At 73.0% G+C, this 25,633-nt stretch carries 22 protein-coding genes; 11 read left to right on the forward strand and 11 right to left on the reverse strand.

The features are described from left to right. Positions 1–2: 2 nt before the first annotated feature. The gene (locus OG737_RS12165) at positions 3–950 is read right to left on the reverse strand and encodes an LLM class F420-dependent oxidoreductase (RefSeq protein WP_405679732.1); all 948 of its coding nucleotides are present in this window, start codon (positions 948–950) and stop codon (positions 3–5) included. Between the two features lie 171 nt (positions 951–1,121). Between OG737_RS12165 and OG737_RS12170 the strand changes: the two genes are divergently transcribed. Next, entirely contained in the window at positions 1,122–2,036 is a 915-nt protein-coding gene (locus OG737_RS12170; protein WP_328926208.1) for a hypothetical protein, read from the forward strand. 10 nt (positions 2,037–2,046) lie between these two features. Further along, entirely contained in the window at positions 2,047–2,739 is a 693-nt protein-coding gene (locus tag OG737_RS12175) for a hypothetical protein (protein WP_328926209.1), read from the forward strand. Here the strand turns inward: OG737_RS12175 and OG737_RS12180 are convergent. Further along, entirely contained in the window at positions 2,711–3,580 is an 870-nt protein-coding gene (locus tag OG737_RS12180) for a hypothetical protein (RefSeq protein ID WP_405921512.1), read from the reverse strand. The genes OG737_RS12175 and OG737_RS12180 overlap by 29 nt on opposite strands. A 151-nt stretch (positions 3,581–3,731) precedes the next feature. Between OG737_RS12180 and OG737_RS12185 the strand changes: the two genes are divergently transcribed. Next, positions 3,732–4,172 (forward strand): NUDIX domain-containing protein, encoded by a 441-nt coding sequence (locus tag OG737_RS12185; RefSeq protein WP_328926211.1) that lies wholly within the window; start codon positions 3,732–3,734, stop codon positions 4,170–4,172. A gap of 11 nt (positions 4,173–4,183) precedes the next feature. On the opposite strand, the gene OG737_RS12190 is transcribed toward OG737_RS12185, so the two are convergent. The 3 genes from OG737_RS12190 to OG737_RS12200 form a co-directional block, all read right to left on the reverse strand. Beyond that, complete coding sequence (locus OG737_RS12190) at positions 4,184–4,999, reverse strand: DUF4037 domain-containing protein (protein WP_328926212.1); 816 nt, start codon at positions 4,997–4,999, stop codon at positions 4,184–4,186. A 31-nt stretch (positions 5,000–5,030) separates the two neighbouring features. Further along, positions 5,031–5,879: a trypsin-like serine peptidase gene (locus OG737_RS12195; protein WP_405679729.1), complete on the reverse strand. Its 849-nt coding sequence runs from the start codon at positions 5,877–5,879 to the stop codon at positions 5,031–5,033. Between the two features lie 206 nt (positions 5,880–6,085). Further along, entirely contained in the window at positions 6,086–7,312 is a 1,227-nt protein-coding gene (locus OG737_RS12200) for an amidohydrolase family protein (RefSeq protein WP_328926214.1), read from the reverse strand. A gap of 132 nt (positions 7,313–7,444) precedes the next feature. Here OG737_RS12200 and OG737_RS12205 point away from each other — a divergent pair, with 132 nt between their 5' ends. The 4 genes from OG737_RS12205 to OG737_RS12220 all read left to right on the forward strand — a co-directional run bounded on the left by OG737_RS12205 (position 7,445) and on the right by OG737_RS12220 (position 12,585). After that, on the forward strand, positions 7,445–10,537 hold the full coding sequence (locus tag OG737_RS12205; protein ID WP_405679727.1) for a BTAD domain-containing putative transcriptional regulator: 3,093 nt from the start codon (positions 7,445–7,447) through the stop codon (positions 10,535–10,537). Between the two features lie 51 nt (positions 10,538–10,588). Beyond that, the gene (locus tag OG737_RS12210; RefSeq protein WP_328926216.1) at positions 10,589–11,272 is read left to right on the forward strand and encodes an SUMF1/EgtB/PvdO family nonheme iron enzyme; all 684 of its coding nucleotides are present in this window, start codon (positions 10,589–10,591) and stop codon (positions 11,270–11,272) included. 193 nt (positions 11,273–11,465) lie between these two features. After that, the gene (locus OG737_RS12215; protein WP_328926217.1) at positions 11,466–11,690 is read left to right on the forward strand and encodes a hypothetical protein; all 225 of its coding nucleotides are present in this window, start codon (positions 11,466–11,468) and stop codon (positions 11,688–11,690) included. A gap of 148 nt (positions 11,691–11,838) precedes the next feature. Then, positions 11,839–12,585: a class I SAM-dependent methyltransferase gene (locus OG737_RS12220; protein WP_405679726.1), complete on the forward strand. Its 747-nt coding sequence runs from the start codon at positions 11,839–11,841 to the stop codon at positions 12,583–12,585. Positions 12,586–12,648: 63 nt separating this feature from the next. Here the strand turns inward: OG737_RS12220 and OG737_RS12225 are convergent, their stop codons facing one another. Next, the gene (locus OG737_RS12225; RefSeq protein ID WP_405921513.1) at positions 12,649–15,411 is read right to left on the reverse strand and encodes an IPT/TIG domain-containing protein; all 2,763 of its coding nucleotides are present in this window, start codon (positions 15,409–15,411) and stop codon (positions 12,649–12,651) included. Positions 15,412–15,576: 165 nt separating this feature from the next. After that, entirely contained in the window at positions 15,577–17,250 is a 1,674-nt protein-coding gene (locus OG737_RS12230) for a FadD3 family acyl-CoA ligase (RefSeq protein ID WP_328926220.1), read from the reverse strand. 92 nt (positions 17,251–17,342) lie between these two features. Between OG737_RS12230 and OG737_RS12235 the strand changes: the two genes are divergently transcribed. From OG737_RS12235 to OG737_RS12245, 3 genes are read left to right on the forward strand one after another with little or no spacing between them, the layout of a single operon-like run. Beyond that, positions 17,343–18,494 (forward strand): lipid-transfer protein, encoded by a 1,152-nt coding sequence (locus tag OG737_RS12235; protein WP_405679723.1) that lies wholly within the window; start codon positions 17,343–17,345, stop codon positions 18,492–18,494. 11 nt (positions 18,495–18,505) lie between these two features. Continuing rightward, positions 18,506–18,955 (forward strand): OB-fold domain-containing protein, encoded by a 450-nt coding sequence (locus OG737_RS12240; protein ID WP_328926222.1) that lies wholly within the window; start codon positions 18,506–18,508, stop codon positions 18,953–18,955. After that, entirely contained in the window at positions 18,952–19,728 is a 777-nt protein-coding gene (locus OG737_RS12245; protein WP_328926223.1) for an enoyl-CoA hydratase/isomerase family protein, read from the forward strand. Before OG737_RS12240 ends, OG737_RS12245 begins: the two co-directional genes overlap by 4 nt. A 23-nt stretch (positions 19,729–19,751) precedes the next feature. Here OG737_RS12245 and OG737_RS12250 read toward each other — a convergent pair whose 3' ends face one another. The 4 genes from OG737_RS12250 to OG737_RS12265 all read right to left on the reverse strand — a co-directional run bounded on the left by OG737_RS12250 (position 19,752) and on the right by OG737_RS12265 (position 24,636). Next, positions 19,752–20,243, reverse strand: a complete 492-nt coding sequence (locus tag OG737_RS12250) for a hypothetical protein (RefSeq protein WP_328926224.1) — start codon at positions 20,241–20,243, stop codon at positions 19,752–19,754. A 347-nt stretch (positions 20,244–20,590) separates the two neighbouring features. Continuing rightward, a complete protein-coding gene (locus tag OG737_RS12255; RefSeq protein WP_328926225.1) occupies positions 20,591–21,088 on the reverse strand; it encodes a peptidylprolyl isomerase in 498 nt (165 codons plus the stop codon). Positions 21,089–21,165: 77 nt separating this feature from the next. Continuing rightward, complete coding sequence (locus tag OG737_RS12260) at positions 21,166–23,577, reverse strand: PQQ-binding-like beta-propeller repeat protein (protein ID WP_328926226.1); 2,412 nt, start codon at positions 23,575–23,577, stop codon at positions 21,166–21,168. Between the two features lie 258 nt (positions 23,578–23,835). Continuing rightward, a complete protein-coding gene (locus OG737_RS12265) occupies positions 23,836–24,636 on the reverse strand; it encodes a VOC family protein (RefSeq protein ID WP_328926227.1) in 801 nt (266 codons plus the stop codon). A gap of 321 nt (positions 24,637–24,957) precedes the next feature. On the opposite strand from OG737_RS12265, the gene OG737_RS12270 reads away from it, so the two are divergent. Beyond that, entirely contained in the window at positions 24,958–25,605 is a 648-nt protein-coding gene (locus OG737_RS12270; RefSeq protein WP_328926228.1) for a TetR family transcriptional regulator, read from the forward strand. The last annotated feature ends 28 nt before the right edge of the window (positions 25,606–25,633 follow it).

Below are 25,633 nucleotides of genomic sequence, written 5' to 3' on the forward strand. Positions count from 1 at the left end.
TCCTAGTCGTTGAGAAGCGGGGCCACCTCGGCCCCGAAAGCGGTGATCTGGTCGACGAGTTCGGCGCGGTCGCGATTGCGGAACCGGACCTGGATCTGGTCGACGCCGAGCGCCTTGTACTCCCGCAGGGACTCGGCGAGCGCCTCCGCCTTGCCGGTGAGGGCGCGGCGGCCGGCGTCCCAGCCGGGCTCGCCGACGTACAGCGGCTCGGTGATCGCGCCGAACTCGACGGGCCCGGTGACTCCGGCCGCCTCGCGGAGCTCCTTGATACGGGCGATCTGCGCCGGGAGCCTGTCGCGCGGGTCGCCCTGCGGGAGCCAGCCGTCGCCGCGGACGGCGGCCCGGCGCACGGCGGCGGGCGAGGAGCCGCCCACCCAGACGGGGATCCGCTCCTGGGCGGGCCGGGGCAGCTGGCCGAGGTCCTTGAAGGAGAACAGTTCGCCCTCGAACTCCGGGTACTCCTCGGGCCCCAGCGCCGCCCGCAGCACGTCGAGGGTCTCGTCGAGGACGGCTCCGCGCCGGGCGAAGTCCACGCCGAGGACCTCGAACTCCTCCTGCACGTGCCCGGCGCCGACGCCGAGGATCAGCCGCCCGCCGGAGAGGTGGTCGAGGGTGGCGTACTGCTTGGCGCTGATCAGCGGGTGGCGCAGGCCGAGGATCGCGACGTGGCTCAGCAGCCGCACGTGCTCGGTGATGCCGGCGAGGAAGGACAGGGTGGCCACCGGGTCGTACCAGACGGTGCTCATGGGTCCGGCGAGCCGGCGCGGGATGGCGACGTGGTCGCAGGTGGCGACGTAGCCGAAGCCGGCCCGGTCGGCGGCCCGCGCCACCTCGGCGAGATCGGCGGCGGTGGCCGACGCCTCCCAGGGCTCGGCGTAGATGGTGCTCTGCGACTGGACCGGGAGCTGCATCCCGTGGACCAGCCGCCCTTCCGGAAACACGCGCGCCATGGCGGACCCGCCTCGCCTTCGACTAGTCGTCTGCTTCGTCGGCCTCGACTGCTGCGTCTGCCGATTCGTCATATCGGTGCCGGGCCATCGTCGTAGCTGACGATCCGTCAGGCAAGGGGTCCGACGGGTCCGGCCCCGCCGCTGTCGGTGGCGCCCGCTTCAATGGCCGTCATGGACGAACAGGAAGAACTCCTCTCGGCCGTCCACCACCTGGCCTGGCCGGGTACGGGCGATCTGGCGTGCGACGAGGCAGGACACCCGGCGGGACACGTGTGTCTGCCGCTCTCGGACGAGAACGGCCTCGACTCGATCCAGGAGGCGCTCAGCGGGCGGTACGGACAGCCGCGCAACCTCGCCATGGGCGGGTACGCCGATCCGACCGTGAGCACGCGGACCGGGCTGCCGCTGCTGGCCCCGTTCGGCGAACGGATCGTGGAGATGCGCGCGTGGGCGCACGCGGGCCGGTGGATCGGCTGCGGCACCGCCCGCTTCGACGACGGCGTACGGATCGTGGCGCTGGTCGCGGAGCGGGAGGATCCGGCGGCGGACCTGGCGGAGGTGACGTCCTGGGTGGACGGGGTCGTCGCCGTCACGGGATGTGACACGACCCGCGCGCGTACCGTCGACTGGGAGGCGGTCGAGGCCCGGATCGGGACCGCGCTGCCCGCCGACTACAAGCAGCTCGCCGAGCTGTTCGGGTACGGCGCCTTCGACGGATACCTCCAGCTCCACATACCCGACGCCCCGTACAGGAGCGATGACATCGTCCTGCACACCCAGTGGCTGGGCGAGTGGGCCGCGTCGCACGACAGCGGCCTGTGGGAACCGTACGAGGTGTATCCGGTCCCCGGCGGGCTGCTGGAGTGGGCCTCCTCCGAGCAGGCCGACCAGTTCTTCTGGCTCACCGAGGGCGCGGACCCCGACCGGTGGCCCATCCTCATGAAGGAGGACGTCCCCGACTCGTGGCGCCGGTTCGACGGGACGACCGCCGAGTTCGTCCACCGCCTGCTCACCGACCGCGGGCACCCCTTCTCGACGGCCCGGTACTTCGATACCCACTGGTTCCAGAGCTACGAGACCCCCTAGGGTGCGGCGGATGGACCTCATACTCACGCTGGTCAGCGGGATCGCCTGGACCGTCGTGTACGTGGAGGCGATCCGCGTCGGGCTGCGCGACCGGACGTACGCGATGCCCCTGGCCGCGCTCGCGCTGAACTTCGCCTGGGAGTCGGTCTACGCCGTCCGCGACTTCGCGACCGGGGTCTCTCCCCAGGGCGTGGTGAACGTGGTGTGGGCGGCCGCCGACATCGTGATCATCTCCACCTACCTGCGGTTCGGGCGGCCCGAGCTCCCGCGGTTCGTGACCCGTCCGCTCTTCGCCGCCTGGTCGGTCCTGGTGTTCGCCACCGGGTTCGCCGTGCAGGGGCTGTTCCTCGCCCACTTCGGGGCGCACGACGCCTCCCGCTACTCGGCGTTCCTGCAGAACCTGCTGATGTCCGGCCTGTTCATCGGCCTCTACGCCGCCCGGCAGGGGCCGCGCGGGCAGTCCCCGACCATCGCCGTCGCCAAGTGGCTGGGCACGCTGGCCCCGACCCTGCTGTTCGGCGTACTGGAGCACTCGCCCTTCGTCCTCGGGCTCGGTCTCCTGTGCAGCGTCTTCGACCTGGTCTACATCGGGCTGCTGCTCCGAGACCGCCGCCGCCCGGACCGGGCAGAGTCAGAGGCTGGGGCAGAGGCGGCGGCTTCGGCCCCCGCTCCGGTCAGAAGCCTTCCGGACCCATCACGATGACCGGCTTCGCCGCCGGATCGAGGGTCTCCAGGACCTTCTTCATCGCCTCCTTCGGGATGCCGACGCACCCCTGGGAGGGACCGTCGTGGTCCACGTGGAGCCAGATGTTGCCGCCCTTCTCCTCGCCCTCCGGCTTGGCCTGGTCCAGCGGCGAGCGGCCCGGCCGGCGGTTGAAGTCGATGGCGACGACGTAGTCGAAGGACCCCGCCAGGGACTCGCCGTTCACCCCGCGCCCCGAGGCGACGAAGGCGCGGTCCTTGTCGTACGGGAGCCGGGTGCCGGACGGCGGCGCCAGCAGGCCGCCCGCGTCGGACAGCGCGAACACGCCCCGCGGAGAGGTCAGGTCGCCGTACGTGCGCTCCTCGGTCGTCGACCAGCCCTTCGCGCCGTTGCGGGCCGGCCAGCTCTCGACACGCGCCCAGTCGGCGCCGGCCGCGGGGCGGGTGTAGAGCGTGGCGGTGGACTCCGAGGAGTCCGGGGCCTTGCCGGTGACCAGGACGAGCTGACGGGACTCGGCCGGGATCCGTGCAAGCGTCTGCTCGCTGATGCCGGTCAGGCCCTGGAGGACGTCCCGGGGCGCGTCGCGGGGGGTGTCGCGGGGCGCGTCGCGGTGGGCGTCGCGCGCCGCGCGGTCCGACGCCGGCGGCCGGTGGTCCGCCCGCGCCTGCGACACGCTGCCGACGGCCTTCTGGTCGACGGCGTACACCCAGCCCGCGGCGAAGGTCACCAGGCCGAGGGCGGCGGCGAGGACCACCCGGCGGCGGGACCTGCCCGACGTCTTGCGAGGTCGGGCAGGCGTGCGGGTACGGAAACGGGAGCGGGCTCGGCGGTGCTTGCTCATCAAACCGACCGTACATCAGCCGGTCTTCATCGCGGCTGAACGCTGCGCTTCCGACAAAAAGTCTGCCACCGGGAATCCGGCCCGTACCCATCGGGCCGCCGCCCGGCGCAGGGCATGCCCCTGCGAGGGATCACGGGCGTACGCTGATTCGATGCGAACTCCACGTCACGCAGCGCGTGTTGTCATCCTGTCCCCCGCCGGGTCGGTGTTCCTCTTCCGCGAGGACAACGTGGAGGTCGGCATCCACTGGCTGCCGCCCGGCGGCGGGATGGACCCCGGCGAGAGCCCCGAGGAGTGCGTGCGCCGCGAACTCCGCGAGGAGACCGGCTGGACCGACCTGGAGCCCGGGCGGCTGCTGTGCACCTGGGAGCACGACTTCACGCACCAGGGGATCCCCGTCCGCCAGCACGAGCACATCTACCTCACCTCGGGCCCGCGCCGCGAGCCGGTGCTGGAGGACCCCGGCATCCACTGGCAGTGGCTGCCCCAGGAGCGCCTGGCCACCCTCGGTGAACCGCTCTGGCCACCGCGCCTGCCCGACCTCCTGGCGAACGCACCGGCGGAACCGGTCCACTTGGGGCTGCTCGCGTAGGGGTGGGTGGCTCAGGTGGCGGCCGAGGGCCGCAGCGCGGCGACGGTCTCCTCGGCCAGGAGCCGCGCCTCGGCCACCGTCGCCACCAGCTGCTCGGCCGTGGCGCCGGGCGCCCCCAGCAGGGCGCGGACCCGCGGGCCGAAGCCGGGCGGCGCGCCCGGCAGCGTCTCGGCGACGGCCAGCGCGCCCTTCTCGTTGAGGCACCAGCGCCGGTCCTCGGCGTACAGCGCCTGCACCAGCACGCCCACCGCCCGGGACAGGCAGAGCGAGACGTGGAGCACGTCCGCCCGGGCCGCCCCCTTCGCCGCGGCGGCGACCAGGAACTCCGCCTCCCAGGCACCCGCCATGAGCGCCTGCCGCAGCGCCTCGGGGTAGTGCGCGGTCCGCCGCCGGAGGTCCGTCAGCTCGCCGCTCGGGTCGGCCAGCACCCGGCCGAGCGCCACCTCGCCCGCGTAGCAGGGCGACCAGAACCCGAGCGGATGCCCCGCCTGCACGCCCACCTCGTACCGGCCCTCCCGGCAGTCCTCCCAGACCCGCCCGACCCGGTCCGCATCCCGCAGGATCCAGTCCACCGCCACCCCGTCGACCGTCAGCCACGCGCCGCCGTTGACCCACGGCCCCCAGCCGCCCGGCCCGGCCACCTCCACCCCGGGGCCGGCGAGCGCGCCGAGCGCGGCGAGATCGAGCGCGCCGCGGTAGTAGACGCCGAGGTCCCAGTCGGAGTCCGGCCGGTGCTCCCCGCGCGCCCGGCTGCCGCCGAGCAGCACGGCGACGACCCCGGGCACCTCGGCCAGGCGGCCGGCCATGTCCTCGATCTTCTTCTGCATGGGGACGATTCTGCCGAGTGGCTGCCCGGGGTCAGCGCTTGGCGCCGGCGGCCTTGGCGTACAGCGCGGCCGCGTAGTCACCGAGGACGGTGCTGGTCGACACGTCGTCGGTGTCGCCGCCCGTCAGGATGCCGATGATCTTTCCGTCGCGGGCGATCCACGCGCTGCCGCTGGTGCCGCCCGGGAAGTCGGCGCAGTCGAAGCGCTGTTCGGTCTCGCTCTCGCGGACGGCGACCGCCGTGCAGGTACGGGGAACCTTGCGGTCGGCGGGGTAGCCGGTGACGGTGACCTCCTCGCCCGCGCGGCCGCTGGTGTCCAGCACGGCCGCGCCGGTCACGCTCTCGATGGTGCGGCCCTTGGCGTCGGGGGCCAGGCGGGCGAAGGCGAGGTCGTAGTCGTCGTCCGTACCCTCGGCCCAGCGGCCGTCCTCGAAGACTTCCTCCAGCTTCCATGTGCCGTACGGGGCCTGGCCATTCGCGTACGCAGGTGCGAAGACGGCGGTGCCGTTGCCCTGTTGTCCGTCGAGCAGGCAGTGCCCGGCGGTGACGATCATGTTCCGGCCCGGGCTGTGCACCACCGTGGCGGTGCAGAAGTGATCGCTGTCCAGACCGTCCGTGAAGAGGGCGCCGGTGAAGGCCGCGGGCCCACCGGGCGGGGGTGTGACGGCGGGCGGCAGCGAGCCCCCGGGCGGGGTGGAGAGCTGAGGCTTTGCCGCTTGCGAACGTGACGGCGCGGTCGGCGAACCCGTCGGCCCCGCCTTCACCCGCACGGACTGAGCCCCGTCGGGCGGCGGCACCAGCTCGGCCACCGCGGCGGAGGCTCCCAGAGCCGCCGCAGCACACAGCACCGTTGTCACCAGGGTCCGCTTGTCCACCGGCATGATGATCCTTCCGATTTGCCCTGGCGAAGCATGCCCCGGAGGCGGGTTCGGTTGCAAGGGGCCCATCGGCCGATCCCCGCCTCCCGGTGCCCTGCGGGGCCGTGGCGAAGTCGCCGGGGACCACGGCCGCGACACCGGCGCCCCACCGGAAGTGGGGCGCCGCGCACCTCAGGGCCCGTGCCGGCCGCTCCGGCCGGGCTGCCCGGCTACGCCCCCGGCCCCGCCCACAGGCCCTCCGGCGTCAGGCCCAGCAGGTCGATCGCGTTGCCGCGCACGATGCGGTCGATCGCGTCCGGGGGCAGGTGGCCCATCTGGGCCTCGCCGACCTCGCGGGACTTCGGCCAGGTCGAGTCCGAGTGCGGGTAGTCCGTCTCGTAGAGGACGTTGGCGACGCCGATCGAGTCCAGGTTCTTCAAGCCGAAGGCGTCGTCGAAGAAGCAGCCGAAGACGTGCTCCGCGAAGAGCTCCGACGGCGGGCGGTGGACCTTGTCGGCCACGCCGCCCCAGCCGCGGTTCTCCTCCCAGACCACGTTCGCGCGCTCCAGGATGTACGGGATCCAGCCGATCTGGCCCTCCGCGTACATGATCTTCAGGTTGGGGAAGCGCTCGAACTTGCCGCTCATCAGCCAGTCGACCATCGAGAAGCAGCAGTTGGCGAAGGTGATGGTGGAGCCGACCGCCGGCGGGGCGTCCGCCGAGGTGGACGGCATGCGGGACGAGGAGCCGATGTGCATGGCGATGACCGTGCCGGTCTCGTCGCACGCCTGGAGGAAGGGGTCCCACTCGTCCGTGTGGATGGACGGGAGGCCCAGGTGCGGGGGTATCTCCGAGAAGGCGACCGCCCGGACGCCGCGCGCCGCGTTGCGGCGGACCTCGGCCGCGGCGAGGCGGGCGTCCCACAGGGGGATCAGGGTCAGCGGGATCAGCCGGCCCCGCGCGTCCGGGCCGCACCACTCCTCCACCATCCAGTCGTTGTACGCCCGGACGCCGAGCAGCCCCAGCTCACGGTCCTTGGCCTCGGTGAAGGTCTGGCCGCAGAAGCGCGGGAAGGTGGGGAAGCAGAGCGCCGACTGGACGTGGTTGACGTCCATGTCCGCGAGACGGTCGGGAACCGAGAAGGACCCCGGGCGCATCTGCTCGTAGGTGATGACTTCCAGTTTGATCTCGTCGCGGTCGTACCCGACAGCGGTGTCGAGGCGGGTGAGCGGCCGGTGCAGGTCCTCGTACACCCACCAGTCGCCGATCGGGCCGTCGTCACCCTTGGCCCCCATGACAGGAGCGAACTTGCCGCCGAGGAAGGTCATTTCCTTCAAGGGGGCGCGGACGACCCGCGGGCCGGTGTCCTTGTACCTGGACGGGAGCCGGTCCCGCCAGACGTGGGGGGGCTCAACCGTGTGGTCGTCCACCGAGATGATCTTCGGGAAGGTCTCCATGGCCCATACGGTAGCGCTGATCTGACGAGTCGTCAGCTAGTTGGAGGCCGATCGGCCCGGGACGGGCTGACGTGTACGCGCGAGACAGGGCAGACTGACCATTACACCGACGGAAGGCAGGGGGGACGACAGATGGACGGCGTACCGGCCATCCCGCACCCGCGGAACCCGCGGAACCACCCCGAGGCATCCCGGACCACCCGCAAGAGCGCAGCCCCCGCACGCGCGGCCGCCCCCACGGACCCGGCCGCCCTCGCGAAACCGGCCGCCGCGTTCCCCGACGGCGCCGCCACGGCCTCGGCCCCCGCCCCCACCCCCGCAGGGTCCCGCTTCGCCGTCCTCGGCCCCATCCGCGCCTGGCGCGGCGCCGAAGCACTGCCCTCCGGCACCCCCCAGCAGCGCGCCCTGCTCGCCACGCTCCTGCTGCGCGACGGCCGCACCGCCACCGCGCCCGAGCTCATCGACGCCATCTGGGGCGAGGACCCGCCGCAGCAGGCCCTCGCCACCATCCGGACGTACGCCTCCCGCCTGCGCAAGGTCCTCGACCCCGGGCTGCTCGTCACCGAGTCCGGCGGGTACGCCATCCGGCTGCGCTCCACCGCCACCCTCGACCTCGGCGTCGCCCGCAGCCTCGTCACCGACGCCGAGACGGCGCGCGAAGCCGGTGACCGCGCCCTCGCCCGTACGCTGCTTGCCCGCGCCCTGGACCTGTGGGACGGCGAGCCCCTCGCCGGAGTCCCCGGCCCCGCGGCCGCCACCGAGCGCACCCGGCTCGCCGAGTGGCACCTGCAACTGCTGGAGACCCGCCTCGACCTCGACCTGGAGGTCGGCCACCACGCCGAGGCCGTCTCCGAACTCACCGCGCTCACCGCCGCCCACCCGCTGCGCGAGCGCCTGCGCGAGCTGCTCATGCTCGCTCTCTACCGCAGCGGTCGGCAGGCCGAGGCCCTCGCCGTCTACGCCGACACCCGCCGGCTCCTCGCCGACGAACTCGGCGTCGACCCGCGCCCCGAACTCGCCGCCCTCCAGCAGCGCATCCTCAACGCCGACGCCGACCTGGCCCGCGCCGAGGACCCGGCCCCCGCGGCCGCCGCCGCCCATGTGAGGCCGGCCCAGCTGCCCGCCACCGTGCCCGACTTCACGGGCCGCACCAGCTTCGTCGACGAACTCGGCGCCATCCTCTCCGGCGGCGCCGAGGGCCAGGTCATGGCCGTCTCCGCGCTCGCCGGGATCGGCGGCGTCGGCAAGACCACCCTCGCCGTGCACGTCGCGCACGCCGCCCGCCCGCACTTCCCGGACGGCCAGCTCTACGTGGACCTCCAGGGCACCGAGGCCCGCCCCGCCGAGCCGGAGGCCGTCCTCGGCTCGTTCCTGCGCGCGCTGGGCACCCCCGACACCGCCATCCCCGACTCCCCCGCCGACCGCGCCGCGCTCTACCGCTCCACCCTCGACGGCCGCCGCGTCCTGGTCCTGCTCGACAACGCCCGCGACGCCGCCCAGGTCCGCCCGCTGCTGCCGGGCACGGCGGGCTGCGCCGCGCTGGTCACCAGCCGGGTCCGCATGGCGGGCCTCGCCGGGGCCCATCTCGTCGACCTCGACGTGATGAGCCCCGAGGAGGCCCTCCAGCTCTTCACCCGGATCGTCGGGGCCGAGCGCGTCGGAGCCGAACGGCAGGCCGCCCTCGACGTCGTCGGCGCCTGCGGCTTCCTGCCGCTCGCCATCCGGATCGCCGCCTCCCGCCTCGCCGCCCGCCGCACCTGGACCGTGTCGATCCTCGCCGCCAAACTGGCCGACGAACGCCGCCGCCTCGACGAGCTCCAGACCGGCGACCTCGCCGTCAAGGCCACCTTCGAGCTGGGCTACGGCCAGCTGGAGCCGGCCCAGCAGCGCGCCTTCCGCCTCCTCGGCCTCGCCGACGGCCCCGACATCTCGCTGTCCGCGGCCGCCGCCGTGCTCGACCTGCCCGAGTACGACACCGAGGACCTCCTCGAAGCTTTAGTGGACTGCTCCCTCCTGGAATCGGCCGCCCCCGGCCGCTACCGCTTCCACGACCTCGTACGCCTCTACGCGCGTGCGTGCGCCGAACGCGACGAGCAGCCGCCGGGCGGGCGCGACGCCGCCCTGGACCGGCTGCTGGACTTCTACCTGGCCACCGCCTCCGGGGTCTACGCCCTGGAACGCCCCGGCGACCGCCTCCCCGCGCACCTGTCCGACACCAACTACCCCGGGCTGGTCTTCGGCGAGCCGCGCGCCGCCCTGGACTGGCTGTACGCCGAGGCCGACCCGCTGCTGGCGTGCGTACGGCAGGCCTCCGCGCGCACCGACGAGACAGAGGTCCTGCGCCGGGCCGTGGACCTGCTGTGGGCGGCCAAGGACCTCGCCGAGTCGGGAGCCAACTCCAAGCAGTACGAGTCGGCCGCCATGGCCCTGCGCGACGCCGCACACGCCGCGCAGGACCCGCGCTCGGAGGGGCGGGCCCGGACCACCCTCACCATGGTCCACCTCTTCACCGGCCGATTCGCCGAGGCCGACGACGAGGCCCGCCAGGCCACGGCGCTCGCCCGCGAGGCCGGCGACCCGCTGCCCAGCTGCTGGGCGCCCAACGACCGCGGGATCATCGCCCTCTACCAGGGCCGGCACGCGGACGGCGAGCGGTACCTGCTGGAGGCCATCGAGAACTTCCGCGCCGACGGCAACAACATCGGCGAGGCCAGCGCGCTGTGCAACCTCTCCCGCATCCACGTGGAGCTGGGCCGCCTCGCCAGCGCGATAGACCTCGCCCAGCAGGGCATCGCCATCTACGACCGGATGGGGCTGACCCTGCGGCTGGCCAACGGCCGCTACGCGCTCGGCATCGCCCTCACCCAGGCGGGCCGGCTCGGCGAAGCACTGGCGCAGCTCGCCGAGGCGCTGTCGCTGTTCCACGACAACCGCCAGCCGCTGTGGGAGGGCGTGACCCACTTCAGGCTCGCCGAGGCCCATCTGGCCGCGCGCCGGCCGACGCTGGCCGCCTCGCACGCCGAGCAGGCCATCGCGCTGCGCGGGATCGGCGGCGAGTGGCGGCGGGCGACCGTGCTGACGGTGCTGGGCAGGGCGCTGCGGCAGCTGGGGCAGACGGACCGGGCGCGGGCGTGCTGGCGGGAGGCGGAGACGGTGTTCAGGCAGCTGGGATCGGCCGAACTGGCCGAAGTGCAGGCCCTGCTGGCCTCGGAGCTCGCGGCCTGACCCTTGGGCACCGGCACCGGTACCGGAACGGGCACAAGCACGAGGAACGATATGAACGAGTTGATCGCCGTCCCGCCGGGGCGTGTGACGCTGTCGGACCGGCGGACACAGCGGAGCTGGACCGTCGAGGTCCCGCCGTACCGGCTGGCGGCGTTCCCGGTCACCCAGGCGTTGTACGCGCGGGTCACCGGGGAGCGGCCGGGAAGCGGGCAGGGGGACGGGCTGCCCGTCGAGGGCGTTTCCTGGTGGGACGCGGTGCGGTTCTGCAACGCCCTGTCCCGGCAGGACGGGTTCACGCCCGCGTACCGGCTCGATGCCGAGGGCGAGGAGCTCGGCGCCGGCGCCGGCGTCGGCGTCGAGTGGGACGCGTCCGCCGACGGGTACCGGCTGCCGACCGAAGCCGAGTGGGAGCACGCCTGCCGTGCCGGTACGACCGGACCGCACTACGGGCCGCTCGACGAGATCGCCTGGTACCGGGGCAACTCGCAGGAGCGCATCCACGAGGTGGGCGGCAAGCGGCCCAACGCGTGGGGCTTCCACGACATGCTCGGCAACGTCTGGGACTGGTGCTGGGACGTCTACGACCCCGAGGTCTACGGCACCTACCGGGTGCTGCGCGGCGGTGGCTGGTTCGACGAGCACTGGAGCTGCCGGGCCTCGGCGCGGCGCCGCAGCCACCCGACCTTCCGGGTCGACGACGTGGGCTTCCGCCTGGCGCGCTCCGCAAGGCGCTGACCTGCGACGGAGCAGGTCGGCGTCAGGTCGACGTCCGATGAATGAGGCGTTCATCGTTCGTTTATCGCCCCACGACAGTATTAGTGCATCGACCCGGCGCGTCGGGGGGCATCCGGGTCGGTTGGAGGACTACCCGTTCGGCGATCCTCGGGGGAATCGCCGAACGGGCCCGACCCATCCATCAGGAGATCCGATGACGACGAACGAGAACATCCTGCCGACCGACGGCGACATCAAGCCGCTCGACAACCACGCCTCGGGCATCGAGATCAAGCCGCTGGAGAGCCCTGCACCGGGCGTCGACATCACGCCGATGGACAACCACGCCTCCGGCATCGAGATCAAGCCGCTCGACAACCACGCTTCGGGCGAGGAGATCCAGACGCTGGACAACCACGCGTCCGGCCCGCGCCCGTAAGACGCACACGGCACGACGTACGACGCACAGCGAAAGACGTACGGGGGATCAGCGGGGGAATTACGGGGGAACGGCGGCCGCGGTGGCCTGGAGGGGGAGCCACCGCGGCCGCCGCACGCGTGCGTCCGCGTGCCCCTACGCTGGGTGTGTGTTCACCACCCACGGGCCGAGCGTCCGAGAACTCGCCGTGCAGGGCCTCTCCTCCGTCGAGCGGGGCTACGACCTGCTGGCGCCCAAGTTCGACCACACGCCGTTCCGCACCCCGGACCGGATGCTCGATGCCGTCGAGGAGACCCTCGCCCAGCGGGAGGGCTCCTTCGGCGCCGGGCTGGACGTGTGCTGCGGCACGGGAGCGGCGATCGGGATGCTGCGGCGGCTGTGCCGGGAGCGCGTCACCGGGGTGGACCTGAGCACGGGCATGCTGGCCGAGGCCGCGCGGTCGTACCCGGACGAGCGCGTGGACTTCGTACGGGCCGACGCGCGGGCCCTGCCGCCCGCGCTCGGGGACTCGTACGACCTGGCGGTGAGCTTCGGGGCGTTCGGGCACTTCCTGCCGGCCGAGCGGCCCGCCCTCTTCTCCCAGGTCCACGGCGCGCTGCGCGAGGGCGGGGTCTTCGCCTTCCCGATCGGCGCCCCGATCCCGCCGAGTTCGCCGCTGTGGTGGGCGGTGGCCGGTTTCGACGCGGTGATGCGGGTGCGCAACGCGGTGTGGCGGCCCCCCTTCGTCATGTACTACCGGACCTTCCCGCTGGGCGGTGTCCGCGCCGACCTGCGGGCGGCCGGCTTCACCGTGGAGACCGTGCCGCTGGAGCACTTCGGCCGCACCCCGCAGGGCGCACCCCGCTGGCGGCTGGTCCTGGCCCGGCGCCGCCCCTCGGACACGGCGCGGGCGTAGAGCCCCCCACGCGCACCGGCCCGGACCCGAGGTCGGGTCCGGGCCGGTGCGGGCCGATGCGGCTCAGCGCAGGGTGAACGGTGCCACGTGGGTCGTGGTGTCCGCTCCGCTGATGGTGAACCGCAGGTTGTAGCTGCCGTCCGCCATCCCCTTGGTGGGGAGGTTGACGATGTAGCCGCCCAGACCCGCGTCGTACCGGAACGGGGTCGTGAACGGCCTGGTGGTGGGGCCGACGACCTGGCTGGGTGTGAGGGTGATGCCAGGACTGGACAGGTTGACTCCGTTGACGTCGCAGATCCGGAGCCTGATCGGGATCGTGCTGTTCCCGCCGCGGATCGGCCGGCTCGGGTCGTAGAGCAGACAGATCCGGTACGCCACGGTGTACGTGACGCTCTTGGTGGCCGGGTTGGCGGCGACGTCCGTGGCGTTCACCGTGAAGGTGCGCGACCCGAACGTCGAGGTGTCGACCGGGCTGCCGTTCGGGACCGTACCGGCGCAGCTCGCCACACCGGAGGTGGCGTCCGCGCACGAGTAGGACGCCGTGACCGACTCGTGGAACAGGTACGTGCCGGCCGTCGGGCGCACGATGGTGATCGTCGGCGCTGCGGTGTCGAGGCGCACGGTGACCGTCCGCGGCGCGGACGTGTTGCCGGCGTTGTCGGTGGCGGTGAACGTCACCGTCGTCACGCCGTCCGTCGTGACCGGCACGGCGGCGCTCGCTCCGGACACGTCGGTGGATGCGATCGGCTGGGCGCCGCTCGCGCTGTACGTGATCTTCTGGACGCCCGAGCCGCAGGACCCGTCACCGGCGCTGATGTTGACGGTCGCCGGGCTGCTGTTGTTCCAGCCGGCGCCGTTCGGCGATGGCGTAACGCCCGCGGAGGCGGTCGGCGCGGACGTGTCCGCGTCGTACGTGAACTTGTCGGCGCCGGTGATCGGGCTGGTGCCGTTGGGCGTGGTCACGGTGACGTCCACCGTGCCCCGTGCCTGCGGGGGTACCCGCGCGGTCAGTTCCTCCGGCCCGATGACGTTGACGTTCGTGGCGGCCACGGAGCCGAAGCGCACGGTGGTGCCGCTCGTGGGGAACTCCGTGCCGCGCACCGTCACGGTGTTCACGCACTGGGCCAGTTCGGGCGCGTGGTTCGGGGCGACGCTCGTAACGGTCGGCGGGGACAGCGTGACGCGGTCCATCGCGGTGCCCCAGTCGCCGCCGAAGGTCGTGGTGTGCCCGATGGCGCCAATCTGCTGGACCGTCCAGACGTCCTTGCGGTTGCTCGGATCGCGGGCCGTACCCGAATAGTCGCCCCAGCGGCTCTCGCCGTTGCAGCGGCATGCGTAGGCCTCGCTGCCCGCGGCGTAGAAGTCACCGAAGGTGGTGGCCGGGAAGTTGCCGCCCGGCACTCCGATCGCGACCGCGCCGGGGAACAGGGTGGACGAGGAGGCGGTGAAGCCCGCGAACAGGTCGTCCTCGTCGTTCAGGGTCAGCGAGCCGTAGTAGATGTCCCCGCCCACGAGACCGAGATTGAGGTTGGTGGCCAGGCTCTGGCCCCCGCCGGTCGCGATCTGGACGAAGCGCTGGCAGGCGTGGGTCGCGGTGTCGCCGATGGGGGTGCAGATGACGTTGAAGACGCCCCACAGGTGGTTGTTCTGCCAGGCGACCGACAGCATCCGGTCGTCGTTGGTCTCGATGGTGGCATCGCCCCCGGCCGGCTGGGCGGCCGCAGGCGGCGGGGCGGCGGCTCCAATGGCAATGGTGTTCACCGACTGGTTGACCGTGCTGACGCCGGGCACGCCGGTGATCGTGGTCACCTTCACGTCGGTGCCCGCGTGCTCCATCGCGAGCTGGTCGTTGATCGCCGAGAGCGAGGTGGCCGGGACGACGTCGGACTTGCCGATGTCCTGCGCGAACGTCGTGAAGCTGACCGTTCCTCCGGCCAGCAGGTCGGCCTTGTTGGCGACCACGGTCGCCGAGCCCAGGAACGGCGGCTCGGCTTTGCTGTTGTCGAAGTTGTTCCAGGTCAGCGTGACCTTGTCGCCGCTGTAGCCGAGGTTCGGCCGGTCCTGCTGGACGTTCGAGGTGTTGCTCCCGGCGATGTAGACGGACCAGTCCCCGCGGGGGTCGGAGCTGTCACTGACCGCGACGTCGACCTCGTCGCCGCCGGCGGGGAGCCCCTCGTACGCGGCGAAGAAGCGACCGGACCCCTCGTCGTAGTGCACCCGAGGATCGGTACCGTCACCTGCCGGGAAGCCGAAGAACGTTCCCAGGTCGAACGGGGAGCCCACGGCGTTGCCGGCCTTGTCGTAGATCTGGCCCGTGGTGTTCACCATCTGGATGATGTAGGTGGGCCCGACCGCGAGATTGGTGTCGGAGGGAGCGTTGGTGTTCACGTTCCCGAGTGTGGAGAAGGTCTTCAGACGCTCCACGACGGCCGAGGACGGCACCGTCTTCGGGGACGCCGTGGCCTTCGGCGTCAGCAGCGCGGTGGTGACCGGCAGGGTCGGCTGCCGCCCCGGTTCCGCGGCCGCCGCCCGCCTCGGAGGGACGAGGTAGGGCCGCACCTGCTTCTCGACGGGCCGCTTCGGCCGGGGCAGCGTGCGTACGTCCACGCGCTTCTTCACACGGACCCGCGACAGCTTCCCCTCGCCGTCCGCTCGCGACGGGCTGCTGGCCGTGGACGGGGCGCTGGGACGCGGCTCGGCCGCCGCCCCGCCGACGGGTGCGGCCACGGTGAGCGTCACGGCGAGCGTGAGGAGAAGGGCGCGCGGCCAGCCGCGTACGGCGCGCATCACCCGTCGGTTCACTCGGAGAAGGCGTCTCGACGACATGGGCTCCCCCCTTCGGCCCTTGTCGGAAGTGCGGTCCCGCCTGCGGATCGGCAGCGGGCGGTCGGTGTCCTGCGGTAGCCGGTGATCACGACCGGGTGTCTATCGGACGGGCCCGTCACCGGCTTCTGTCCGCGCCAAGGTTCGCCGACGCTTCCCTCGTACGGCCTACCTCGTTTCGCGCAGCTCCCGCTTGAGGACCTTTCCGCTCGCATTGCGCGGCAGTTCGGTGACGAACTCCACCGCGCGCGGCACCTTGTAGTTGGCCATTTCCCGCCGGGACCAGGCGATCAGGTCGTCGGCGGTGAGGGTGGAGCCGGGCCGGCGGACCGCGTACGCCTTGCCGACCTCGCCGAGCCGCGGGTCCGGGACGCCGACCACGGCCACGTCCGCGATGTCCGGGTGGAGGCCGATGAGCTGCTCGATCTCGGCGGGGTAGGCGTTGAACCCGCCGACGATGAACATGTCCTTGATCCGGTCGGTGATGCGCAGGTTGCCGCCCGCGTCGAGCACTCCGACGTCGCCGGTGCGCAGCCATCCCTCGGCGGTGACGGCATCGGCGGTCTCGGCCGGGTCCTCGAAGTAGCCCCGCATGACGTGGTGGCCCCGGACCCACACCTCGCCGGCCGTGCCGGCGGACAGGGCGCCGCCTTCGGGTCCGGCGATGCGGACCTCGGTGCCGGGGATGGGCCGGCCCGAGGTGGCGGCGATGACCTCCGCCGGGTCGCCGCGCCGGCACATGGTGACGATGCCGCTGGCCTCGGAGAGCCCGTACGCGGTGAGGACGGCTCCGATGTGCAGCTCTCCGCGGAGCCGCTCGACGAGCCTGAGCGGGACCACGGCCGCGCCGGTGACCACCAGGCGCAGGGCGGTCAGGTCGTGGTGGTCGCGCTGGGGGTGGTCGAGGAGTGACTGGTGGAGGGTGGGCGGGCCGGGGAGTACGGAGATGCGCTCGGCGGCGATGTTGGCGAGGACGGTGTCCACGTTGAAGACGGGCTGGGGGACCATCGTGGCGCCGCGCATCAGGCAGGCGATGATCCCGGCCTTGTAGCCGAAGGTGTGGAAGAAGGGGTTCACGATCAGGTAGCGGTCGCCCTCGCGCAGTCCGGCGAGCTCGCTCCAGACGGCGTAGCAGCGCAGGGACTGGGCGTGGGTGATGACGGCGCCCTTGGGGCTGCCGGTGGTGCCGGAGGTGAAGATGATGTCCGAGGGGTCGTCGGGCCGGATCGCTTCGGCACGTTCGCGGACCGCCTCGGCCGGTACGGGGTCCCCGCCCGCGAGGAAGTCCTTCCAGGTGCGGAAGGACTCGGGGGCGTCCTCGGCGAGGACGACGACCTGCTCCAGGTGCGGCAGCCCGGGCAGCGGCCCGGTGCCGGGGCCCTCGGCCGCGGCACGGCGCAGGGAGGCGACGTACGAGGTGCCGAGGAAGGTGCCGGTGACGAAGAGGAGCCTGGCCCGGCTGCGCCGCAGGACGTACGCGGCTTCCGTGCCCTTGAAACGGGTGTTGAGGGGGACGAGGACCGCGCCCGCGGAGACGGCGCCGAGCGCGGAGACGATCCACTCCAGGGTGTTGGGGGCCCAGACGGCGACCCGGTCGCCGGGCTCGACTCCGGCGGCGAGGCAGGCGGCCGCGGCGCGCTCGACGCGCTCGCCGAGCTGCGCGTAACTGATCCGGACGCGGCCGTCGACGACGGCCTCGCGGTCGGCGTACCGTGCCGCCGACGCCCGGACCAGTCCGGCGATGCTTCCCCAGCGAAGGTCCCCGCGGGGGTCGTCGTGCTCGTCCTCGCGCCGCACCTCGCGCGCGTCCCCGTATATGTCCCCGTGCGCGTCCTCGTCCATCGTCCGCCCCTCCCCGGTACCAGTAGCTGACTATCCGTCAGATTAGCTGTAGCCTTCGCGGCTGTCAGTACTGGCGCACCCCGGAGGTGGCGATGGCGGCAACGCTCAAGGACGCTACGGCGATAGTCGGCATCGGCCAGACCGCCTTTGCCAGACAACTGCCGGAGTCCGAGAAAGAATTGGCCTGCCGGGCCATCCTGGCGGCCCTCGCCGACGCGGGCATCGAACCGTCCGAAGTCGACGCCTTCGCCTCGTACACCATGGAGGAGACCGACGAGGTCGAGGTCGCCAAGGCCATCGGCGCCGGCGACGTCACCTTCTTCTCCAAGGTCGGCTACGGAGGCGGCGGCTCCTGCGCCACCGTCGGCCACCTCGCCTCCGCCGTCGCCACCGGCCAGGCCACCGTCGGCGTCGCCTGGCGCTCCCGCAAGCGCGGCTCAGGACCCCGCCCCTGGAAGAACACCGCGGTCCAGCTGCCCACCCCCGGACAGTGGACCCGCCCCTTCGGCCTGCTGCGCCCCGCCGACGAGATCGGCATGCTGGCCCGCCGCTACATGCACGAGTACGGCGCCACCCGCGACCACCTCTTCAACGTGGCGATGGCCTGCCGCAACCGGGCCAACGAGAACCCGGCCGCGATGATGTACGAGCGCCCGCTGACCCGCGAGATGTACATGAGCGCCCGCATGATCAGCGACCCGCTCTGCCTCTTCGACAACTGCCTCGAGACCGACGGGGCGCTGGCCTGCGTGATCGTCTCCGCCGAGCGGGCCCGGGACTGCCGCCAGAAGCCCGTGTACGTGCACTCCGTCGCGCAGGGCCTGCCCGCCCAGCACCACGGCATGGTCAACTACTGGAACGACGACCCGCTGTCCGGGCCCGCCTGGACCGCGGCCCGGCACCTGTGGAAGCAGGCGGACTTCGGGCCCCAGGACGTGGACGTCGCGCAGATCTACGACGCCTTCACCCCGCTGATCCCGCTCTCCCTGGAGGGCTACGGCTTCTGCGGGCGCGGCGAGGGCGCCGCCTTCACCGAGGGCGGGGCCCTGGAGATGGGCGGCCGGCTCCCGATCAACACGGGCGGCGGCGGCCTCAGCGAGGCCTACGTGCACGGCTTCAACCTGATCAACGAGGGCGTCAAGCAGCTGCGCGGCGTCTCCACCGCCCAGGTGCCCGACGCCGCCACCTGCCTGGTGACGGCGGGCGAGGGTGTCCCGACGTCCGCGATCCTGCTGCGAGCCTGAGGAGCCGACCGATGACCGCACCCGCCACCGACGAGCTGCTGCTCCCGGTCCCCGACGAGGACGGCGCCCCCTTCTGGGAGTACGCGGCCCGGGGCGAACTCCGCGTCCAGGCCTGCGCCGCCTGCGGCAGGCTCCGCTTCCCGCCGCGCCCCTGCTGCCCGCACTGCCGGTCCTTCGACTCCGAGTGGCGCCTGATGTCCGGCCGCGGCCGGATCTGGTCCTACGTGCGGCCGCACCCGCCGCTGCTGCCCGCGTACGCCGCGCAGGCCCCGTACAACGTGATCCTCGTGGAGCTCGCCGACGCCCCGCACATCCGGCTGGCCGGGAACCTGGTGGCCTCGGCGGACGCCCCGCTGAACTCGGTGGACCCGGCCCGGCTGCGCATCGGCGCGCGCGTGCAGGTGGTCTTCACCGAGACGGGCGGGATGGCCGTGCCGCGCTGGATCCTGGAGCGGTCATGACCGTGCGGGTGGAGCGGGACAAGGCGACCGGGGTCGCGGTCGTCACCCTGGACCGGGAGCACAGGCACAACGCCGTCGACCTGGGGACCGCGGCCGAACTGAGCGAGGTGTGGCGGGAGTTCCGCTTCGCCGAGGACGTACGGGCGGTGGTGCTGACGGGAGCCGGGACGGCGGCCTTCTGCACGGGCATCGACCGCGGCGTGGACGTCCCCCAGCCCGGCTCCCCGTACTCGGCCGACGATCCGCTGCTCTCCATCGGCCCGAAGGCGGGCGACCTGTGGAAGCCGGTGGTCGCCGCCGTGAACGGCATGGCGTGCGGCGGGGCCTTCTACCTGCTGGGCGAGGCGGAGTTCATCATCTCGTCCACGTCCGCGACGTACTTCGACCCGCACACCTCGTACGGGATGGTCAGCGCCTACGAGGCCGTCTACATGGCGCAGCGGATGCCCTTCGGGGAGGCCGCCCGGATGTCCCTGATGGGGACGGCGGAACGGCTCTCCGCGCAGCGGGCCTACGACATCGGCCTGGTGTCGGAGCTGGCCGAGCCCGGTGACCTGCTCCCGGCGGCCCTGCGCGCGGCCCAGACCCTGGCCGGCTTCCCGACGGAGGCCGTGCAGGGCACCGTACGGGCCCTGTGGTCGGCGAAGCAGGCGGCGCTGCAGCAGGCGCTGGCGCAGGCTCCGGCGCTGATCGCGCTGGGGAACCTGGCGCCGGAGCGCCAGGCGGACCTGTTCGCGGGGCGGCGGCGGGCGCCGGAGCCGCGGGTGCGGTGAGGCCCGGGCGAGACCGCTGAGCGCTAGGAGGGGGTGATCCGGCCGAGCCGGCAGTTCTTGACCTCGGACGCCTTGTCCGCCTGCGTCATCGGGACGGTGACGATCCGGGTCTCGTTCGCCCCCAGCGTGAGCCGGATGGTGTTCCGGTCGACCGCGGCCCCGGTCGCGCCCTCGAACACCACCGGCACGTCCACCGCGCGCTGCGTGTTCACGGCGGAGGTGACCTTGAGAGTGGCTTCCGTCTTCCCGGCGCCGACGCAGCTGACGACCTCGGCGCGCGCGGGCGGAGCGGTGTTGCCGGGTGAGGGCGTCGGGCTGCTGGAGCTGCCGTTGCCGCTGCTGTGGGACTTCTTCTTCGTCTTGGAGCTGGAGCAGCCGCCTCCGCCGCTGCTCTTGCTCTTGCTCTTGCCGCTGCTTCCGCTGCTGCTGCTCCCGCCGTGCGACGAGAACCCGGTCAGCGCGAACACGACGGCGACGAGCACCGCGGTGAATCTGATGTGACGTCCAGCCACCATGGCCCGAACCCCTCCCGTTGGACAGACGGCGCGTCACGCTACCAGGCCCCCTCCTGGCAGGCACCGGCCTTGCGCGCGTCCCCCGGGTGCGCGGGCCGGTGCCCGGGCGTAGCGTCGGGATCGAGGCCCGCACCTCGCGGGTCGGGGCGTGTCCGCGAGGTACCCGGCTCGCCGAGGGGTCTCATCGAAGCGGCGGCCGCCGTCCGAGCCCCTTCCGTGCCTTGCACGACGGCCGTCCCACGGACACGGGACACGGGCCCACGCCGCACGCCGCACGCCGGAAACGGCGGCGGCCCCGGCCCCCGGGGAGGGGGCGGGGCCGACCGGCCGTACTGGCGGAGAGGTGATCAGGCGGCGTCGACGACGCCCGAGGCCGCGATCTCGATCTTGGCGCGGGTGGCGCCGGACTGGGAGCCCAGGGACTCGATCTTCTTGACCAGGTCCGAACCCTCGACGACCTCGCCGAAGACGACGTGCTTGCCGTCGAGCCACGGGGTCGAGACGGTCGTGATGAAGAACTGCGAGCCGTTGGTGTTGCGGCCGGCGTTCGCCATCGACAGCAGGAACGGGCGGTCGTGCTTCAGCTGGAAGTTCTCGTCGGCGAACTTCTCGCCGTAGATGCTCTTGCCGCCGGTGCCGTTCTGGTTGGTGAAGTCGCCGCCCTGGAGCATGAACTCCGGGATGACGCGGTGGAACGGCGAGCCCGCGTAGCCGAAGCCGTGGACGCCCGTGGCCAGCTCGCGGAAGTTCTGGGCGGTCTTCGGGACGACCTCGTCGAAGAGGTTGAAGACGATGCGGCCGGCGGCCTCGCCGTTGATGTTGATGTCGAAGTAGACGTTGCTCATGGGGTCCATCCTGTCACTCCCCGTCCGGTGCGCTACCCGGCGGGGCCGCGGCCCGGCCGGGTGGCGCACCGGACAGGTCAGCCGCTCGTACGGGTGCCCGTGCCCTTGGCCGCGTCCAGGGCGTACACGCAGCGGTCCTTGCTGCACGCGTAGACCACGCCCGCCTCGGCGACGGGGGCGCCCGTGATCTCACCGCCCGTGGCCAGCTTCCAGCGCAGCTGCCCGCCCGCCGCGTCCAGCGTGTACAGGCAGTGGTCGGCCGAGCCGAAGTGCACCCGGCCGTCCGCGACCGCGGGCAGGCCGGTGATCTCGCCGCCCGCCGCGAACCGCCACTTGGGGGTGCCGGTGACCGCGTCGAGCGTGTACAGCGCGCTGCCCGCGCCCAGGTGGACGTTGCCGTTCGCCACCAGCACCGGGTCCGCGGACGAGCGCGCCTCGGTCGCGATCCGCCAGCGGTCCTGCCCGGTGGCCGCGTCCAGCGCGTACACGGTGCCCAGATAGTCGGCGAGGTAGACCCCGCCGCCCGTGACGGCGGCGCCCGGCGCGAAGGCCGGCGGCGCCAGGAAGACCGCGGGGGCCTCGAAGTGCCAGCGGACCCGCCCCGACGCCCGGTCCACGGACAGCACCCGGGTGCCGGCCGCGACGTAGACGTTGCCGTCCGGCGCCGGGGTGACCCGTACGGGGACGTTCCCACAGGAGGCGGCGTCGCCGACCGGGTACGACCAGGACTCGCGGCCGCTGCGTGCGTCGAGCGCGCGCAGCCGGGCGTCCGCCCACACGTACACCGTGCCGTCGTGCAGGACGGGGGCCGCCTCCGGGGTCTCGAAGTCGGTCTGCGCGCCGGTCAGCTCCCAGAGCTTCTGGCCGTTGGACGCCTCCCAGCCCTGTACGCCGCCACCGCGGGTGGCGGTGACGACCGTGCCGCGTTCCGCGCGCAGGGCGTACACCCAGGCGTCGGAGGCCAGCCGCCACCGCTCGGAGCCGTCGGAGGCGTCGAGTGCGTAGAGCGAGGGGCCGTCGGAGGCGTGGATGCGGCCGTCGGCGACGGCCATCGACCAGGCGACGTCCCGGGTCTTGAACTGGCGGCGGCCGCTCGCCACGTCCAGGGCGTGCACCTCGAAGGAGGTGACGTAGAGCAGGTCGCCGGCGACGGTCGGGGTGCCCCAGACCTCGTTGGACATGCGGAAGCGCCACGGGCGCCAGCGGCCGCTGTCCGGGGCCGGCCCGGGGGCCGGTACGGACGCCACGGCGGAGCCGGACGGGGTGGCGGACGCCGCGCCGCCGGGCGGGCGGACCCAGCCGGTCGCCGAATCCACGGAGGCGTGCGCGGCGGGCGCCGCGGCGCTCGCGCGCGGCCCGGGACCGATCGGCACCGGGGAGCCGCCCAGCCGGACGGGCTCGCCGGAGGGCGCCGGGGTCATCGGGGGGTGGTGCGGGCGCTGCGGAACGGCCTGGCCGGTGCGCGGGTCGACCCATCCCTCGGCGCCGCGCGGGCGGCGGTGCGTGGCGGCCGCGGAGCCCGGCCCGCGGGAGGCGCCGCCCCCGCCGTCCCGGCCGTGGCCGGGCGCGGGCACCACGGCGGCGGCGGGCGTACGGTTGCCGGCCCGCCGGGCCTCGATCATCGCGACGGCCCGCCCGGGCAGCCACGCCGAGGCGGTCCCGCTGTCGTCGCCGCCGTCGAACAGGTGCGGGGCGAGCTGCGCCTGCAGGTCGGCCGGGGTCGGCCGCAGCGTGGCGTCCATCTGCATGCAGGAGTCGATCAGCGGCCGCAGCTCCTCGGGCAGCCCCTCCAGGTTGGGTCCCTCGCGCAGCAGCATGAAGACCGTCTCCACCGGGTTGGCCCCGTGGTACGGCGGATGCCCGGTCGCGGCGAAGACCAGCGTCGAGCCGAGCGAGAAGACGTCGCTGGCGCCCTTGACGCTGCGCGAGTCCTTCGCCTGCTCGGGCGACATGTACGCGGGGGTGCCGACGGCGACGTTCGTCATGGTCAGGCGGGTGTTGGAGACCCCGCTCGCGATGCCGAAGTCGATCACGCGCGGCCCGTCCTCGACGACGAGGACGTTGGACGGCTTCAGGTCGCGGTGGACCAGGCCGGCGCCGTGGATGGACTGCAGCGCCTCGGCGATCCCGGCCGCGAGCCACCGTACGGCCTGGGCGGGCATGGGCCCGCACTCGTTGACGATCTCCTCCAGGGAGGGCGCCGGGACGTAGGCGGTGGCCAGCCACGGGACGGCAGCGCGGGGGTCGGCGTCGACCACGGCCGCGGTGTAGAAGCCGGACACGGCGCGGGCCGCCTCCACCTCGCGGGTGAAGCGGACCCGGAACAGCTGGTCCTCGGCGAGCTCGGTGCGCACCGTCTTGATCGCGACCCGTCGTCCGGACGCGGACCGTGCGAGATAGACCAGCCCCATGCCGCCGGCGCCGAGCCGTCCCAGCACCTCGAAGGGGCCGATCCGTCTCGGGTCGTGCTGCGTCAGCTGCTCCACCACTCGCCTCCACACCTCCCCGTACGAACCCTCGCTGGGCCCGCTTCCACCAGCACGCGCACCGGTACGGGGCCCTGGTCGTGCCCCGTGCAGCGTCTCACCCCCGGACGCCGCCCGGGTCGCGCACCCCGATTCTGTCAGGCCCGCGCCCGGTCCGGCCCCGGCACGGCGGACGCCGGGTCCTGTCGCGTAGGTCACGCTCGCGCCGGGCGTCGGCCGGACATGGCCCGGGCGCGGCCCGGGGCACGGCTCAGGCGTGGTTCAGGCCCGGTCCGCCGGCTCGGTGCCCGGTTCCGACAGCAGCCCGAAGACGGCCCCCTGATTGTCGGCGACGACCGCGATCCTCCCGTAGGGGGTGTCGAAGGGGTCGGCGGTGACCCGGCCGCCGAGCCGCTGCACCGCGGCCACGGACCGGTCGCAGTCCGGGACGGCGAAGTACGCCAGGAAGTGGGCCGGCATGATCTCCGGGAAGGCGTCGGTGATCAGGCTGCGGCCCATGACGGCGGTGCCGGTGCCGGGCGCGCTGCCGGGCGGGGACCAGAGGCGGTACTCCACGCCCGCGTCGTCCTGGTCCTGCGGGACGTAGCCGAAGACCTTGGCGTAGAAGACGTCCACGGCGTCGCGGGCGCGCGTGTAGACCTCGGTCCAGCAGTACGTGTACGGCTCCTGCTGGGCCTCGAAGCCGTGGTGGGTGCCGGGCTGCCACAGGCCGAAGACGGCCCCGCCGGGGTCGGCGGCCATGGCCGCGGTCCCGTACGGGCCGACCGGCATCGGGTCCATCACCATCTGGCCTCCGGCGGCGCGGATGCGCTGGGCGCAGGCGTAGGCGTCGCGGGTGTAGAGGTAGATCCCCCATACGGTGGGCATCCGGCCGTCGGGCTTGGGGGCGAGGGCGGCGACGTTGCGGCCGCGGCTGTAGGCCTGCGTGTAGTGGCCGTACTCGGCACCCGCGCCCTCGGAGAAGGTCCACCCGAAGAGCTCACCGTAGAAGCGCTTGCCCGCCTCGACGTCCGGGAGCGAGGCGTCCACCCAGCAGGGTGCGCCTTCCGCGAATGCGGCCATGGGCCCGGTTCCTTCCGTTGTGCGGGGGTGTGTACCCTCTCACCCCTCCCAGCCATGATCCGCCCGAAAACTTGTCCACAGCCTGTTGATAAGACTAATCGGGGGAAACGTTGAGGAACCGGGCGACACGCCCGGACCGGGCTCCGGAGCCGGTCGTGCGGGCGGTCGCGTGGGCGCACCGCGGCCGGACAGCGGCCGGATCGCGGCCGGATTTCGCCGCCTTGGCCGCACGGGACCGGCTTCCGCCCAGGCCAGGGACCCCGTAACCCCATTTGCAGGCGGCCGAATAGCGCGCCCATCACCCCTCGGTAAGCTGACGGCATGACAGGACAAGTACGCACCGTCGACGGGCGTGTCGCAGGCCGGCGCGGCCAGGCGACGCGGCAGAAGCTGCTCGACTGCCTCGGCGAGATGCTCAGCTCCTCGCCGTACCGCGACGTCAAGGTGATCGATGTCGCACGCAAGGCCGGCACCTCGCCCGCGACCTTCTACCAGTACTTCCCGGACGTCGAAGGCGCCGTCCTGGAGATCGCCGAGCAAATGGCCACCGAAGGTGCCCAGTTGACGGCACTGGTCGAGGGCCGGAACTGGGTCGGCAAGGCCGGCTGGGCCGCCGCGGAGGAACTCGTCGAGGGCTTCCTGGAGTTCTGGCGGCGCAACGACGCGATCCTGCGGGTCGTCGACCTCGGCGCGGCCGAGGGCGACAAGCGCTTCTACAAGATCCGCATGAAGATCCTGAACTCGGTCACCAACTCCCTCACGGAGTCGGTGAAGGAGCTCCAGTCCAAGGGCAAGGTCGACAAGGACATCAGCCCTGCGGCGATGGCCGGTTCGCTGGTCGCGATGCTGGCCGCGGTCGCCTCGCACCAGAAGGGCTTCCAGACCTGGGGTGTCAAGCAGGCCGAACTCAAGCCGAACCTGGCGCTGCTCGTCCACCTCGGCATCACGGGCAAGAAGCCCACCAAGTAGCGGCGGGCCCCTCCCGGGTCCGCCGCCC

Origin of the sequence: Streptomyces sp. NBC_00122 (assembly GCF_045160845.1) — a bacterium.
Classification (GTDB): Bacteria; Actinomycetota; Actinomycetes; order Streptomycetales; family Streptomycetaceae; genus Streptomyces.